We start from the raw sequence: 15,371 nt of genomic DNA on the forward strand, positions 1-15,371 counted from the left end.
TGAAACTTCTACGCGATATCGGCAGAACCATGGGACGAAACCTTCAAAGCGGCGAGCGGCTCAGGCCGGTCGATCTGGCGCGTGCGCACGGGCTGTCCACGCAGGCGGTCAGGAACTACGAGGAGACCGGCATCCTTCCGGCGGCCGGGCGCACACTCCACGGCTACCGCACCTACACCTCGCTGCACGCGGCGGCCCTGCGCGCGTTCCTCGCCCTGGTGCCCGGCCACGGCCACCGGACGGCGACGTCGATCATGCGGGCCGTGAACCAGGGCTCGCCCGAGGAGGCGTTCCGCCTCATCGACGAGAGCCACGCCCAGCTCCTCGACGATCGCCGGACCCTGAAGGCCGTGGAGACCGCCCTCCGCGACCTGGAGCGCACCACGGCACCCGAGCCCGATGCGGGGTCCGGTCCGGCGGCGGTGTCCAGCTCTGGCGGCACGTTCATCGGGCCGCTGGCGGAAAAGCTCGGCATCGGGCCCGCGACGCTGCGCACATGGGAGCGTGCCGGGCTGGTGCGCCCGCACCGCGACCCGCTGACCGGGTACCGCGTCTACGACGAGGCAGCCGTACGGGACGCCCGGCTGGCCCACCAACTCCGGCGCGGCGGCTACCTGCTGGAGCAGATCGCCCCGCTGATCGCCCAGGTGCGGGCGGCCGGCGGGCTGGAGCCGCTGCAGGCCACCCTGTGCGGCTGGCACGGTCGGCTGTCCGCCCGCGGGCGGGCGATGCTGAACGGGGCCGCGGAGCTGGAGGCGTATCTGCGCGAGCGCGGATGAGACGCCGGTCGCCGGCCGTGAACGGCGCCTCCCGATCGCCTACGGCCGAGGAGTGGACGTCTCCTCGTCGTCCACGAGCGCCAGCAGCGGCCCCTGTTCGTCCTCGGGGACGTAGCCGGCGTAATAGTCGTAGAGCGTGCGCCGCGAGATGCGGGCCGCCGCCTGGCCGTCCCGTACCCGGATCGCCTCCAGCACTTCCTGGTGGTGGCGGAGCGACTCCCGCATGAGCGCCGTGCTGTTGCGGGCATGGGCGACCTTGTCCGAGATCAGCGAGAGGACGGCGCCCCGGACCACCTGATTGCAGACCTCGATGAGGGAGTTGCGGCTGGCCACGGCCACCGCCTCGTGGAATGCCACATCCGCCTTGCTGAACTCCTCGTACCCCGCCTCGATCGCGTCCGACATGACGGCGAGCGTCCGCTCCATGGCGGACAGCTCCTCCTCGGAGCGCAGCCGAGCCGCCAGCAGGCTCGCAGAGCCGTCGAGGATCATGCGGAACGAGATCAACTCGGCCATCGACACATTGTCGAACTGGACGAGCCGGGTCATCTCCTTGGTCAGGCCGGCCGGGGAGAACGGCAGGATCTCCGGCCCGTTCGGATCACCCGGGCGCGAGCGGACGAGGCCGTTGCTCTCCAACACGCGCAGGGCCTCCCGCACGGTGGGCCGGCTCGCCCCGAACTGCGTCACCAACTCCCGTTCGCTCGGCAGCCGTTGACCGGGCTTGAGGTCACCTCGCGCGATCGCCTGCTCGATCTGCTCGACGATGCGCTGGTAGAGCCGTACCGGTGAGACCTGCCGGAACTGTGCACCGTCACTCACGGCTTCTTCCCTTCGAGCGTGGTACATGTCGTCTTCTCCCCGGTGGGCGCACCGGGGGCGCTGTCCGGCCAGTCCGGGACCGCGTCGGCGGGCCGGTTCCGTTCGTACCACGCCGCCGCCCTCAAAACGCCGAGATCGTCGAACCGGCGCCCCGCGATCTGCACCCCGACGGGTCGACGGTCCGCCGTAAAGCCGCAGTTGACGGTCGCCGCGGGCTGCCCGGACATGTTGTACGGCGCGGTGAAGCCGATGTGGGCCATGGTCTTCGCATCCCCCGCGAACGGCATCGGCTGCTCGGCGGGAAACGCCGCCACCGGAGCCACCGGCGAGAGCACCAGATCGTACGGGTCCGTCGCCGCCACGGTCCGCGCCTGGATGCGCATGATCTGCTGGTAGCACTCGAGCACCCGCGTGCCCGGCACGTCCGCGCCGCCCTGACACCACCTGATGATGTGGGGGTGGACACGCTGCCCGGCCTCGGGCGTCAGCGCGCGGAGGTCGTTCCAGGACCGCACCCGCCAGAACAGATCCAGGTCGTCCAGGAGGTCCTGGCGCATGAACGGCTCGACGGGCTCCACCACGGCTCCCGCCGCCTCGAAGACCGCGGCGGCGCGGTTCACCGCGGCGAGGACCTCGGCGTCGCACGGCTCCCCGCAGCCGGCGTCCAGGTGCACCCCCACCCGCAGTCCGCGCACCTCGCCGGCCGGCGCCGACCAGTCGATGTCCTGCGGCGGAAGGCTTGTCCAGTCCCGGGGATCCGGCTGGCTCAGCACACCCATGAACAGGGCCGCGTCCGCCACGGTGCGCGCCATGGGACCGGCGGCGCGCCCCAGGTACGGGGCGTCCAGCGGGATCCTCCCGTAGCTGGGCTTGAGCGTGGCCAGCCCCAGCCAGGTGCCCGGCAGCCGGATCGATCCCCCGATGTCGGTGCCCACGTGGAGCGGACCGTACCCCCCGGCGGCCGCGGCCCCCGCACCGGAGCTGGAACCGCCCGTGGTCCAGGCGGCGTTCCAGGGGCTGCGTGAGATGCCGTGCCGGCTGGAGACCCCCGAGGAGAGCATGCCCCAGTCCGGCATCACGGTCGACCCGAGGACCACCCCGCCGGATTCGAGGACCCGCGCGGTGATGGGCGCGTCCGCCTCGGGGACGACCGGCTCGGTCCCCGCGTTGCCCGAGGGCATGGGGACACCCCTGCGGGCGACGTTCTCCTTGAGTGTCACGGGTACGCCGTCGATGGGCCCGAGGGGTTCCCCCGCCGCCCATCGGGCCTCACTGGCCAGGGCCGCCTTGCGGGACGCCTCCGGATCCCGTACCCAGAACGCGTTGAGCACGCTCTCGCGCGCCTCGATCACCGACTGGACGGCGTCGTGGACCTGGACCGGCGACAACGTGCGGTCAGCGAATCGGGCCACCATCTCGACGGCCGGCATGGTGGCCAGGGCCTGTTCCGTGAGCACCCGCAGTCTCCTTCTCCCCCGGTTACCGCTGGGAGGTGCCCCTCGCGATACCTGGGAAATTCGAACCCTTGACAACAGCAGTTTCAGTCGTCACGGTACCTGGCAAATGAGCTTACTGGTCAGGCCAGTCACAAAGAAAGGTGTCGTCCATGACGGGGGACCCCGAGGTGGTGCGGCTCGCCGTCATACCGGGCGACGGAATCGGCCCTGAGGTCGTCGCGGCGACCGTGCCCGCGCTCCGGAGCGCGCTGGAGGCCGAAGGCCACCGGCTCGATGTGACCTCGTACGACTGGGGAGGCGAGCGGTACCTCCGGCAGGGCGCGGCGATGCCGGCCGACGCGGCCGACCTCGTCAAGCAGGCGGACGCCGTGCTGTTCGGCGCCGTCGGACGTCCCGATGTGCCGGAGCACGAACTGGTCTGGGGCCTGATCATCGGCCTGCGGCAGCAGCTCGACCTCGCCGTGAACCTCCGCCCGGTGCGCGCGTTCCCCGGCGTTCCCACCAAGGTGCGCGACACCGATGGGGTGGACCTGGTGATCGTGCGGGAGAACACCGAGGGCGAGTACGTCGGCGCCGGCGGGATGGCGCACGCCGGCAGCGGACACGATCTCGGCATCGAGGTCGCGGTGCACTCCCGTCGCGCCATCGAGCGGGCGGCGCACCAGGCGTTCGCCCTGGCCGGCCGGCGGTCGGGACATCTGTGTCTGGTGACCAAGTCCAACGCGATGCGCTACGGCTATCCGCTGTGGGACCGGGTGGTGCGCGAGGTCGGCGAGCACTATCCGGCGGTGCGGCTGGAAACCGTGCTGGTCGACGCCATGGCCGCCCGGATGATCCAGGATCCGCGATCCCTCGATGTGCTGCTCGCGAGCAACCTGTTCGGCGACATCCTGTCCGATCTCGCCGCGGTGCTGGCCGGCGGTATGGGCATGGCGCCCAGTGCCAACGTCCTTCCGGGCGCGGACGTGCCGGGTGTCTACGAACCCGTGCACGGCTCCGCACCCGACATCGCCGGGAAGGGTGTGGCGAATCCGGTGGCATGCATGCTCTCCGGCGCGATGCTGCTCGACGACCTCGGACACGCCGGCGCGGCTCGCCGCGTGCGCGACGCGGTGGCGGCCACCCTGCGCGACACCCGGCACCACACGGCCGACCTCGGCGGCGACGCCAGCACGGCCGAGGTGGCATCCGCCGTCCTGCACACGATGGAAAGCCAGGGGTAGTACCTATGAGAGATTCCAGGCGGCCGGCCCGGGGGACCGGGACCCTCGCGGCCGCGTTCGCATGTCTGCTGCTGGCGGCCTGCTCGGCCGGGTCCACGGCATCCGGCGGCACCGGGAAGAACGCCCTGAACATCGGCCTCACCGCCGAGCCGGCCAACTTCGACTTCACCAAGACCGAAGGTGCCGCCATCTCGCAGGCACTGCTCAACAACGTCTACGAGAACCTGGTGAAGCTGGACCAGTCCGGGAAGATCCGGCCGCAACTGGCCACGTCGTGGAGCCTGTCCAAGGACCGCAAGACGTACACGTTCGAGCTGGTGAAGAACGCCAGGTTCAGCAATGGCGCACCGTTCACGGCCGAGGACGCCGCATTCTCCATCGAACGTGTCAGCTCCGACTGGACCATCGCGCAGAAGGCCCAGATGGACGTCGTCGACACGGCGCGGGCGGTGTCGCCCACCGAACTGAAGGTCTCCCTGAAGAGGCCGAGCAACGACTGGCTGTACCGGATGACCACCCGCGTCGGCGCGATGTTCAGCCGCACCGGCGTGGACAAGCTGGCCACCGAGCCGGTGGGCACCGGCCCGTATGTGGTGAAGAAGTGGAACCGGGGCGACTCGATCACGCTCGGCCGCCGCCATGACTACTGGGGGCGCAAGCCGCACTTCGCGTCGGTCACCCTCAAGTACTTCAAGGACCCGACGGCCATGAACAACGCGCTGCTCACGGGCACCATCAACGTGATCGGCACGATGCAGTCCCCGGATTCCCTGTACCGGTTCGCGAACAACCCGAAGTACAAGGTCATCGAGGGCACGACCAACGGCGAGGTGGTCCTCTCCCTCAACAATGGCTCGGGTCCGCTGAAGAACCCGAAGGTCCGCCAGGCGGTCCGCTACGCCATCGACCACAAGGCCCTGATGGACACCTGCTGGGCGGGCCGCGGCAAGCTCATCGGCAGCATGGTCCCGCCCACCGACCCGTGGTACCAGAACCTCACCAACGCCTATCCGTACAACCGCGACAAGGCCGAGAAGCTCCTCGAGGAGTCCGGCCAGGCCGGCCGCACACTGCGGCTGCGGCTTCCGACGCTGCCCTATGCCACCGCGTGCGGCACCGTGGTCAAGAGCCAGCTCGAACAGGCCGGGTTCAAGGTCAAGCTCGACCAACTGGAGTTCCCCGCCGCCTGGCTGACCACCGTGTTCAAGAACGCCGACTACGACATGTCCATCATCAGCCATGTGGAACCCCGCGACATGCAGGCGGTGTTCGGGAGCAAGACCTCCTACACCCGCTACGACAGCCCCGAATTCCGCGCGCTGCTGAAGAAGGCGGACCAGGGCACCCAGCAGGAGCAGATCACCTCCATGCGGGCGGCCGCCCGGCTGCTGTCCAAGGACGCCGCGGCCGACTGGCTGTTCCTGCTCCCGAACCTGATGGTGGCGAACGAGGACATCACCGGGCTGCCGGTGAACACCGTCTCCGAGTCACTGGATCTCACCGGCCTGGGCCGGTCATGAAAGGCGGCCTCAACCCATGATCGTCCGTCTGGCGCAGCGGATCGCGATCCTCCTGGCCGGCCTTGCCGTGAGCTCCGTGCTGGTGTTCGCGTTCATGGCGGTCCTGCCGGGGGATCCGGCACGCGTCGCACTCGGCACCAGCGCATCCGACACCGCGGTGGCGCAGCTGCGCGAGGAGTTCGGGCTCGACCGGCCGCTCGTGGACCAGTACCTGAGCTGGATCCACGGACTGGTGACCTTCGACCCGGGCAACTCCTACATCTCACACGCGCCGATCGGCCCGCAGATCTCCGACCGCCTCCAGGTCACCCTGTGGCTCGTCGGCACCGGGATGGTGATCGCCTGCATCCTGGCCATCCCCCTGGGCATGGTCATGGCCGTGCGGCACCGCAAGCCGTCCGGGTTCATTCTCTCGGCCCTGTCCCAGATCGGCGTGGCCGTCCCGGCCTTCCTCGCGGGCATCCTCCTGATCACCGTGTTCGCGGTGGGGCTCGGGTGGCTGCCGGCGAACGGCTGGACACCTCCGGTGGAGGATCCGGTCCTGTTCCTCAAACAGCTGGTGCTGCCGGCGCTGTCCCTCGGCGTGGTGCAGGGGGCCGTGCTCACCCGCTATGTCCGCAGCGCCGTGCTCGACGTCCTCAGGGAGGACTATCTGCGCACCGCCCGGGCCAAGGGGCTCCGTCCGACGCAGGCGCTGCTGCGGCACGGCCTGCGGAACGCGGCGGTGCCCGTGGTCACCGTCCTGGCGCTGCAACTCGCCACGCTGCTGGTGGGCGCCGTCGTCATCGAACGGGTCTTCGTCATCCCCGGTCTCGGGAGCCTGCTGCTGGACAGCGTCTCCAACCGCGACCTCATCCTGGTGCAGGACGTGGTCATGATCATCGCAACGGCGGTGCTGCTCGTGAACTTCCTGGTGGACATCATCTATCTGCTGATCGACCCGCGGCTGAGGGTGGGTGCGTCATGAGCGCTACGGACACGGAAGCCGCGCTCGCGTCCGCGGCGCCCGAGGGCCGTCGGCGGCGCCGCCGGGTGCCGGGCAGCCTCCTGGTGGGCGGTCTCATCGTCGTGGTCGTACTGGGCATGGCGCTGCTGTCCTTCGTGTGGACCCCGCACGACCCGACCCTGGTGAACCCCGCGGCGCGGCTGGCGAAGCCGTCGTCGGAGTACTGGTTCGGCACGGACAAATTCGGCCGCGACGTGTTCAGCCAGATCATGATGGGCTCGCGCACCACGCTCTTCGTCGGCTTCGTGGCGGTGGGGGTCGCGGCCCTGGTCGGAGTGCCCCTCGGCATCGTCGCCGGAATGGCGCCCGGCTGGTGCGGCGAGCTGCTGATGCGCGGCAACGATCTGATTCTTGCCTTCCCGGCGCTGCTGCTGACCATCATGTTCTCCGCCGTGTACGGCGCCGGCACGCTGGTCGCGATGGTCGCCATCGGCATCGCGTCCATCCCCCATTTCGCCCGGCTGATCCGCGGCGGCACGCTGCAGGTCATGCGGACCGAATACGTCATCGCCGCGCGCGCGGCGGGCCGCGGGCCGTTCGCCATCGCCCTGCGGCATGTTCTGCCCAACGTCAGCGGTCTGGTCATCGTGCAGGCGTCGGTCGGATTCGCCATCGCCGTACTCGCCGAAGCCGCGCTGTCCTTCCTGGGCTTCGGCACCCCGCCCCCCACCCCGTCCTGGGGCCGGATGCTGCAGGAGAGCCAGGAGATGCTGTCGATCGCCCCCCGGCTCGCCGTGTTTCCGGGCATCGCGATCGCGGTGGCGGTGCTCGGATTCAATCTGCTCGGTGACGGTCTGCGCGACCGCTTCGACCCCAAGATGGAGGACCGCCGATGACCCCGGCACCTGAGACGGCACCGGCCTCCGCGGCGGGCTCCGCCGGCTCTCCCGGCTCTCCCGACGATGTGCTGACCGTGCGGAATCTCGGCGTGGCGGTGGGCGGCCGCAAGCTCGTCGAGGACGTCGACTTCACCATCCGGGCGGGCGAACGGGTCGGCCTCATCGGCGAGTCGGGGTCGGGCAAGTCGCTGACCGCGCTGAGCGTCATGGGGCTGCTCCCCGAGGAGCTCCGGGCCACCGGCTCGGTGCGGCTCGCCGGAGTCGGCCACGACCTCGTGGGGGCCGACGAGGCGCGGATGTCCCGGGTGCGGGGCAAGGAGATCGCCATGGTCTTCCAGGAGCCCATGACCGCTCTGAACCCCACGATGAAGATCGGGCGGCAGATCGCCGAGGTCCTGCTGATCCACCGGACCAGGCCCGACCGCGCGTCCGCTCGCGCCGCCGCCGTGGAGCTCCTCGACCAGGTGGGACTGCCCGACCCCGCGGTCGCCGCCGATGCCTACCCGCACCAGTTCTCCGGCGGCCAGCGGCAGCGCGTGGTGCTGGCCATCGCCCTCGCGAACGACCCCGCGCTGCTGGTCTGCGACGAACCCACCACCGCACTCGATGTCACGGTGCAGGCGCGGGTGCTCGACCTGATCGTGCGGGGCGTGCAGGACCGCAGGTCGGCCATGCTCTTCATCACCCACGACCTGGCCGTGGTGGCCACCGCCTGCGAGCGGGTCATGGTCATGTACGGCGGGCGGGTGGTCGAGTCCGGCCCGGTCCGGGAGGTGTTCACCCGCCCCCGGCACCGCTACACCCAGGGCCTGATCGGCGCCTCCGACCTGACCGTGGTCGACGACCGCGGCCGGCTGGTCACCATCGGCGGGTCGGTGCCGCCCGCGGGACAGTTCCCCGCCGGATGCGTCTTCAGAAACAGATGCGGCCAGGCGACCGAGGTGTGCGCCACCCGGCCGGAATGGGTCGCGACCGGGCCGGACTCCGGCTACGCCTGCTTCCATCCGGTGTCCGGGACCGGCACCCCCACGAACCAGGAGGCCGGCCGTGGCTGAGCAGCCGACCAGCGCCCCCCTCGCCCCCGGGCCGGGAACCGGCCCGGCGGACGCCATCAGCGTCCGCGACATCACCCGCGACTACCGGCGGCCCCGTACCTCGCTGCGCCACCCCAGCCCGCCGGTGCACGCGCTGCGCGGCGTCAGCTTCGACGTCCCGCCGGGGCAACGGTTCGGCATCGTGGGCGAGTCGGGGTGCGGCAAGTCGACCCTGCTGCGGATCCTGGCCGGGCTCGACCGCCCCACCAGCGGCAGTGTCGCGATCGACGGCCGGGACATCACCGGGCTCCGGGAGAGACAGCTCCGGTTCGTCCGCGAGCGGCTCCAGCTGGTGTTCCAGGACCCGATGAGTTCACTGGACCCGCGCATGCGGGTCGGCGACATCGTGGCCGAGCCGCTCGTCGCGCAGGGCCACGGGAACCGCCGCGAGCGGGTGGCCGAGTTGCTCGAGGCCGTCGGCCTGCGAGCCGACGCGGCCGACCGGTATCCGCACCAGTTCTCCGGCGGCCAGCGGCAGCGCATCTCGATCGCGCGCGCTCTGGCCCCCCGTCCGAAAATCATCGTGGCCGATGAGCCGGTGAGCGCCCTGGACGTGTCCGTACGGGCCCAGGTCCTCAACCTCATCGCCGACCTCGTCGAGGAGTTGTCCCTCACGCTGGTCTTCGTCTCCCACGACCTGTCCGTGGTCCGCCATGTGTGCGACCGGGTCGCCGTCATGCACCACGGGCAGATCGTGGAGAGCGGGGCCACGGAGCAGGTGTACGAGGACCCGCGACATCCCTACACACGCAGGCTGATCTCCGCCGTTCCCACACTGGGCAAGGCACTGTCCGGAGTGTCGGCGGCCGACCTCAACCGGGAGTACCAACCGTGACGACCCATGCCGAACCCGCCGGCGAAAGCCCCGTGGCGAGGGAGTTTCCCGAGGGTCTTCCCATCGGCGACACCTGGGTGGAGGCACCCGCCACCGAGGACGTCCGTTTCCCCTACGACGGGACGCTCGTCGCAGGGGCGCCGATCGGGGACGCCTCCCTCGCCCGCCACGCGGTCGACGCGGCGCTCGCGATCCGCGAGCGCGTCGGCCGGCTCCCCTCGCACGTACGCAGGGCGGCGCTGCTCGCCACCCACGAGGCGGTCACCTCCCGGCGCGCGGACTTCGAACGGCTCCTCGTCCTGGAGACCGGCAAGCCGCTGGTCGACTGCCGGGTCGAGGTGGACCGCACCCTGCTGACCCTGCTCACGGCGGCCGAGGAAGTGGCCCGGCTGCACGGGGAGACGGTGCCGCTGGACCTGCTGCCGTCGGGCGAGGGGCTGCTCGGCTTCTGGACCCGCAAGCCGATCGGCGTAGTGGTGGGCATCGCGGGCTTCAACTATCCGCTGCTGCTCGCCGCGCACAAGATCGCCCCATCGCTGGCCGCCGGCTGCCCGATCATCGTCAAACCCGCCCCGCAGACCCCGCTGGCCACCCTGTGGCTGGTGCACCTCCTCCGTGAGGCGCTGCGCGCCGGCGGCGCCCCCCAGGCCGCGGTGCAGCTGGTGACCGGGGGCCCCGAGGTGGGCATCGCGCTGACCACCGACCGCCGGATCGGGGCGGTGTCCTTCACCGGTTCCGCCGCCGTCGGCCACCAGATCGCCCGGGACGCGGCACCCACCAAGGTGCTGCTCGAACTCGGCTCCAACGCCGCCCTGGTGGTGGCCGCCGACGCCGACCTCGACGCCGCCGCGGACGCGGTGGTGCGCGGCGGCTACTACGCGTCGGGCCAGGCGTGCATCAGCGTGCAGCGGGTCATCGTGGTGGACTCCGTGCGCAAGGAGTTCGTGGCCCGTTTGGCGGAGCGAGTGGCCCAGGTGGCCGTGGGCGACCCCCGCGATTCGCAGACCCGCGTCTCGGCACTCATCGACAAGCGGTCGACCGAGCGGGTGCGCGCGTGGCTGGCCGAGGCGGTGGAGGCGGGGGCGTCGCTGGTGGCCGGAGGATCGGTCACCGATGGTGTGATCGAGCCCACCGTGCTGCTCGATGTGGACCGCGCCCTCCCCGTCTGGGACGAGGAGGTGTTCGGCCCCGTGGTCGCCGTACGGTCGGTACCCGATCTGGAGACCGCCTTCGACCTGGTCAACGACTCGCGCTACGGACTGCACGCGAGCGTCTACACCAGCGCCCTGGACACCGCGTTCGCCGCTCTCGACCGCCTGGAGGTGGGCGGAGTGGTCGTCAACGAGGTTCCCGGCTTCCGTTCCGATGTCATGCCGTACGGCGGTGTGAAGGACTCCGGGGCCGGACGGGAGGGCCCGAGGTTCGCCATCGAAGAGCTCACCGTGACCCGTATGGCAGTGATCCGTCCGACGACGAAGAAGCCGTGAGGACCATGCGAGACAACGACCGCACCGATGCGGTGAACAGCTACTCCCGTCTGTTCCGGCTCGACGGCCGCAAGGCCGTCGTGGTGGGCGCGGGCAGTGGAATCGGCCGGGAGAGCGCCCTGGCCCTCGCCGCGCACGGCGCCACGGTGGTGTGCGCCGACCGTGATCTGACGGCCGCCGAGGAGACGGCGTCGATGGGCCGGGAGATGTCGGCGTACGCCCTCGATGTGCTCGACGGCGAGGGGGTCGCGCGTGCCGCCGAGGAGCTCGGCGCCGTCGACGTCCTCGTCTTCACCGCCGCGACGAACGTGCGCAAGCATCTGCTCGACTACACGGCGGAGGAGTTCGACCGGGTGGTGGGGCTCAATCTGCGCGCCTCCTTCGACCTGGTGCGGGCGTTCGGCCGTGGCATGGCCGAACGTGGCGGGGGAAGCATCATCGGCTTCAGCTCGATCCGCGCGGTGGCCGTCGAACCGGGGCAGGGGGTGTACGCGGCCACCAAGGCCGGCCTCGTCCAGCTGCTGCGGACCGCGGCGGCCGAGCTGGGACCGTCGGGCGTGCGGGTGAACACCGTCGCCCCGGGCGTCGTGGAAACGCCGCTGACCGCGCAGATCAGGGCCGTACCGGAATGGTCCGAGGCCTATGCGGCCAAGAGCGCCCTGGGCCGCTGGTCGCGGCCCGATGAGCTGGCCGGCGCCGTCGTCTATCTCGCCTCGGACGCGTCATCCTTCGTCACCGGGAGCCAGCTCTTCGTGGACGGAGGCTGGACGGCGATCGACGGACGCTATACGCCGCCCAACTGACCGGAGCGCCGGACACCTTCAGGCCCCTTCCTCCTGCATTCCACCCGGAGGAAGGGGCCTGAGGCCGTATCAGTCGATGCGCTCGAAGGGCTCCATGCTCTCTTCGTCCGGCGCGACCGTGAAGACGACCTTCTCGAGCTTTCCGGTGAACCCGAATTCGCCGTCGTAGCTGGGTGAGGACGGCGACAGGGTGTCCCGGCCGATGTCGAGGCCCTGCCAGCCCAGGAAGTGGGGGAGGACCCGCGGAATGTCCGCGGTGCCCACCGGCCTGCCCGACACGTACAGGTGTCCGACGCCCTTCATGTCACCGGTTTTGTCGAAGGCGAAGGTCAGCTCCGCCGGGCCGGTCGGGAGTTCCTCCGACGAGGTCACCGTGTACCGGGTGCCGAGGAAGTTGTACTCGTAGACCAGCCGGTTGTCCTTGACGTACAGGACGTATCCGCTGCTGATGTTGCCCAGGGAGACCAGGACACCCTCGTCCGACGCGGCGGCCCGGTCGACGTGCGCGGTGATGCGGTGCGCGCGGTTCATCACCGGGGGCACCGCGGCGCCGGGCAGATGGGCCATGCCGGGGTAGTAGGTGAAGGTGGTGCGTCTGCGCGGCGAGCCGGGACGCGGAATCTTCGCCCGGTAGGCGAAGCCGTTGTCGTCCAGGGGCAGCACATCGTACTTTCCCGCTTCCACCCAGAAGCGGGAAATCATCTTCTGCAGTTGCTCGGGCCGCTCCTGCGCCAGGTCGTCGCACTCCGAGAAGTCGGTGTCGTGGTGGTAGAGCTCCCACTGGTCGTCGTCGAAGGAGGTTCCGCGCTGGTGGAAGGAGACGGCCTTCCAGCCGTCGTGCCAGATCGCGCGGTGCCCGAACATCTCGAAGTACTGGGCCTCCTTGCGCGTCGGCGCGGTCGGCGCGTCGAAGGTGTAGGCCATGCTGGTGCCGTGGATCGGCATTTGCGGGATGCCGTGGTAGATCTCGGGCGCCCGCAGACCGAGCAGTTCGAAGAGGGTCGGCACGATGTCGCTGACGTGGTGGAACTGCTGCCGGTTCTCGTCGGTGCGCGGCAGTCCCCGGGGCCACCGCACGATGAGCGGGCAGCGGACGCCGCCTTCGTGGGTGTTCTGCTTGTAGCGCTTGAAGGGTGTGTTGCCCGCCTGTGCCCAGCCCCAGGGGTAGTTGGCGTGCGCGCGCGTGGTGCCGATCTCGTCGATGCGCGCGACCATCTCGTCGAAGTCCTCGGCTTGGCCGTTCTGGAACGCGGTGGGGTTGAGCGACCCCTTCTGGCCGCCTTCCTGGCTGGCCCCGTTGTCCGAGAGCAGGATGGTGATGGTGTTCTCCAGCCGGCCTATCCGCTCCAGGAATTCCATGAACCGGCCGATGTGGTGGTCGGTGTGGTCGAGCATCGCCGCATAGGCCTCCTGGAGGCGCACGGACAGCTTCTTCTCGTCGTCCGACAGCTCGTCGAAGGGCTCGACTCCGGGGTTGCGCGGGGCCAGTCCGGTGCCGGGCGGCAGGATGCCCCGTTCGATCTGGCGGGCGTGCCGGGTCGCGCGTTCGGCGTCCCAGCCGTGGTCGAACCGGCCCCGGTATTTCTCCAGGTACTCCTGCGGCGCCTGGTGCGGGGCGTGCGCCGCACCGAAGGCCATGTACATGAAGAAGGGCTTCTCGGGGGTGACCGACGTCTGGTCCGTGACGAATTCGATCGCCCGGTCCACCAGGTCCTCACTGAGGTGATAGCCCTCTTCCGGGGTCTTGGGCGGAGCCACGGCATGGTTGTCGTAGAACAGCTCCGGATAGAAGCTGTCCGTCTCGGCTTCCAGGAATCCGTAGTAGCGCTCGAACCCGCGGGAGAGCGGCCACTGGGTGTACGGCCCCGACGCGGTGGTCTGCTCCATCGGAGCCAGATGCCACTTGCCCACGGCCATGGTGTTGAAGCCGTTGTCGCGCAGCACCTCGGGCAGCATCGCGGCGGCCTTGGTGACCCGTCCGCGGCCGCTGGGGAAGCCGGTGTCGAAGTTGGACAGCATCCGCATGCCCACCGAGTGGTGGTTGCGGCCGGTCAGCAGGGAGGCCCGGGTCGGCGAACACAGCGTGGTGGTGTGGAAGTTGGTGTAGCGCAGGCCGCCGGTGGCCAGGGCGTCCATGGCCGGGGTCTCGATGTCCGAGCCGAAACAGCCGAGGTCGGAGAAGCCGACGTCGTCGAGCACGATGACCACGACATTGGGCGTGTCCTCGGGCGGCGCCGGCTGCTCGGGCCACCACGGAGTGGACTCCTCGTAGGTCGTGCCGATCCTGCCGTGGAATGTGCCGCTCGCGGACGGCGGATGCGGAGAGGCGTTGGTCATCCAGGACGCTCCTTTGCAGGGACATGGGTGCGCTGTGCCGGCGGTCCGTCAGCGTGGCGGTGGCAGATCCGCCGCGCAGCGGAACCCCATGTGCCCGGTGCTGCTGTCGGGTGTGTTGGAGGTGCGCGCGGCGACCCGGTAGCGGTTGCAGTACGACGCGTGGCACAGGTAGGAGCCGCCCCGGATCACCTTCGCCTCACCGGCGGGAGGTCCGGCCGGATCCCGGCGGGTCTCGGGGCGGTCGGCCGCGTGCCATGTGGTGCTCCACCAGTCGGAGCACCATTCCCACACATTGCCCGAGGTGTTGTACACGCCGAAGTTGTTGGCCCGGTAGGTCTTGACCGGCGCGGTGCCCAGATACCCGTCCTCGCCGGTGTTGACCTGCGGGAACTGTCCCTGCCAGATATTGCAGCGGTGCTGCCCCCGGGGCTGGAGCTCATCCCCCCACGGGAAGCGGGCGCGCTCCAGACCGCCACGCGCCGCCATCTCCCACTCCGCCTCCGTGGGCAGCCGCTTGCCCGCCCATGTCGCGTAGGCGGACGCGTCACGCCAGGAGACATGGACGACGGGGTGGTTCGACAGCTCGGTCCAGGACGACCCCGGCCCGTAGGGCGCCCGCCAGCACGCCCCGTCCACCGCGAGCCACCAGGGTGCCTCCGCCACCGTGCCGTCGCGCACCAGGTGCCGGGCGTCGGGGTGGACGAGTGCGTAGAACACGAAGGACCAGCCGTAGCGCTCGGCATCGGTGCGGTAGCCGCTGCTGCGCACGAACGTCGCGAACTGCCTGTTGGTGACAGCGGTCGCGTCGATGAGGAACGGCGACAGCCGCACCGCCCGGACCGGGCCTTCACCGTCCTCGGGAAACGCGTCGGCGTCGTCGCCTCCCATCAGATACGTCCCCCCGGGGATGCGCAGCATGGCGCGCAGCCCCTGCGCCCGGTCCCGATCCGGCGCCTGGAGCCGCACGGCGGACGGCTCGGGCATCTCCCCATCGCCCCCTGATGTGGGGGCGCAACATGCTCCTGCCATCGCTCCTCCAACCGCGGCCGCTGTTCCTCGCCCGACGCTGGGTCTTCTGAGGTAACTGGTCTGGCCAGCATCATATTCTGGCTAGTTGAAAGAGTGTGTTTCGGTCCGAATACCGCTGTCAAGGGAGGCACCGAGCCCCA

General features: G+C 70.2%; 13 protein-coding genes. 9 read left to right on the forward strand and 4 right to left on the reverse strand.

Features of this window, described 5'->3' with window-relative positions; translation table 11 throughout:
* Window positions 1–29 precede the first annotated feature (29 nt).
* On the forward strand, window positions 30–779 hold the full coding sequence (locus J8403_RS42155; RefSeq protein ID WP_211127822.1) for a TioE family transcriptional regulator: 750 nt from the start codon (window positions 30–32) through the stop codon (window positions 777–779).
* A gap of 39 nt (window positions 780–818) precedes the next feature.
* Here J8403_RS42155 and J8403_RS42160 read toward each other — a convergent pair whose 3' ends face one another.
* Together J8403_RS42160 and J8403_RS42165 are read right to left on the reverse strand one after the other, a co-directional pair.
* The gene (locus tag J8403_RS42160; protein ID WP_246586254.1) at window positions 819–1,601 is read right to left on the reverse strand and encodes a FadR/GntR family transcriptional regulator; all 783 of its coding nucleotides are present in this window, start codon (window positions 1,599–1,601) and stop codon (window positions 819–821) included.
* Window positions 1,598–3,058 (reverse strand): amidase, encoded by a 1,461-nt coding sequence (locus J8403_RS42165; protein WP_211127824.1) that lies wholly within the window; start codon window positions 3,056–3,058, stop codon window positions 1,598–1,600. The genes J8403_RS42160 and J8403_RS42165 overlap by 4 nt, the downstream gene beginning before the upstream one ends.
* 149 nt (window positions 3,059–3,207) lie before the next feature.
* On the opposite strand from J8403_RS42165, the gene J8403_RS42170 reads away from it, so the two are divergent.
* From J8403_RS42170 to J8403_RS42205, 8 genes are read left to right on the forward strand one after another with little or no spacing between them, the layout of a single operon-like run.
* Complete coding sequence (locus J8403_RS42170; protein ID WP_211127825.1) at window positions 3,208–4,281, forward strand: isocitrate/isopropylmalate dehydrogenase family protein; 1,074 nt, start codon at window positions 3,208–3,210, stop codon at window positions 4,279–4,281.
* Between the two features lie 5 nt (window positions 4,282–4,286).
* Window positions 4,287–5,801: an ABC transporter substrate-binding protein gene (locus J8403_RS42175; protein WP_211127826.1), complete on the forward strand. Its 1,515-nt coding sequence runs from the start codon at window positions 4,287–4,289 to the stop codon at window positions 5,799–5,801.
* Between the two features lie 16 nt (window positions 5,802–5,817).
* Window positions 5,818–6,768 carry an ABC transporter permease gene (locus J8403_RS42180; protein WP_211127827.1) on the forward strand — a complete coding sequence of 317 codons (951 nt, stop codon included), beginning with the start codon at window positions 5,818–5,820 and terminating at the stop codon, window positions 6,766–6,768.
* A complete protein-coding gene (locus J8403_RS42185; RefSeq protein ID WP_211127828.1) occupies window positions 6,765–7,643 on the forward strand; it encodes an ABC transporter permease in 879 nt (292 codons plus the stop codon). Before J8403_RS42180 ends, J8403_RS42185 begins: the two co-directional genes overlap by 4 nt.
* Window positions 7,640–8,701, forward strand: coding sequence for an ABC transporter ATP-binding protein (locus tag J8403_RS42190; RefSeq protein WP_211127829.1), 1,062 nt, complete (start codon window positions 7,640–7,642; stop codon window positions 8,699–8,701). The genes J8403_RS42185 and J8403_RS42190 overlap by 4 nt, the downstream gene beginning before the upstream one ends.
* Window positions 8,694–9,575, forward strand: coding sequence for an ATP-binding cassette domain-containing protein (locus tag J8403_RS42195; protein WP_211127830.1), 882 nt, complete (start codon window positions 8,694–8,696; stop codon window positions 9,573–9,575). The genes J8403_RS42190 and J8403_RS42195 overlap by 8 nt, the downstream gene beginning before the upstream one ends.
* A complete protein-coding gene (locus tag J8403_RS42200; RefSeq protein WP_211127831.1) occupies window positions 9,572–11,062 on the forward strand; it encodes an aldehyde dehydrogenase family protein in 1,491 nt (496 codons plus the stop codon). Before J8403_RS42195 ends, J8403_RS42200 begins: the two co-directional genes overlap by 4 nt.
* Before the next feature lie 5 nt (window positions 11,063–11,067).
* Window positions 11,068–11,865, forward strand: a complete 798-nt coding sequence (locus J8403_RS42205) for an SDR family NAD(P)-dependent oxidoreductase (protein WP_211127832.1) — start codon at window positions 11,068–11,070, stop codon at window positions 11,863–11,865.
* A gap of 69 nt (window positions 11,866–11,934) precedes the next feature.
* Here J8403_RS42205 and J8403_RS42210 read toward each other — a convergent pair whose 3' ends face one another.
* Window positions 11,935–14,202, reverse strand: coding sequence for an arylsulfatase (locus J8403_RS42210; protein ID WP_211127833.1), 2,268 nt, complete (start codon window positions 14,200–14,202; stop codon window positions 11,935–11,937).
* A 48-nt stretch (window positions 14,203–14,250) separates the two neighbouring features.
* Complete coding sequence (locus J8403_RS42215; protein WP_211127834.1) at window positions 14,251–15,231, reverse strand: formylglycine-generating enzyme family protein; 981 nt, start codon at window positions 15,229–15,231, stop codon at window positions 14,251–14,253.
* Between the last annotated feature and the right edge of the window lie 140 nt (window positions 15,232–15,371).

The organism is Streptomyces yatensis, from assembly GCF_018069625.1.
GTDB classification, from domain to species: Bacteria; Actinomycetota; Actinomycetes; order Streptomycetales; family Streptomycetaceae; genus Streptomyces; species Streptomyces yatensis.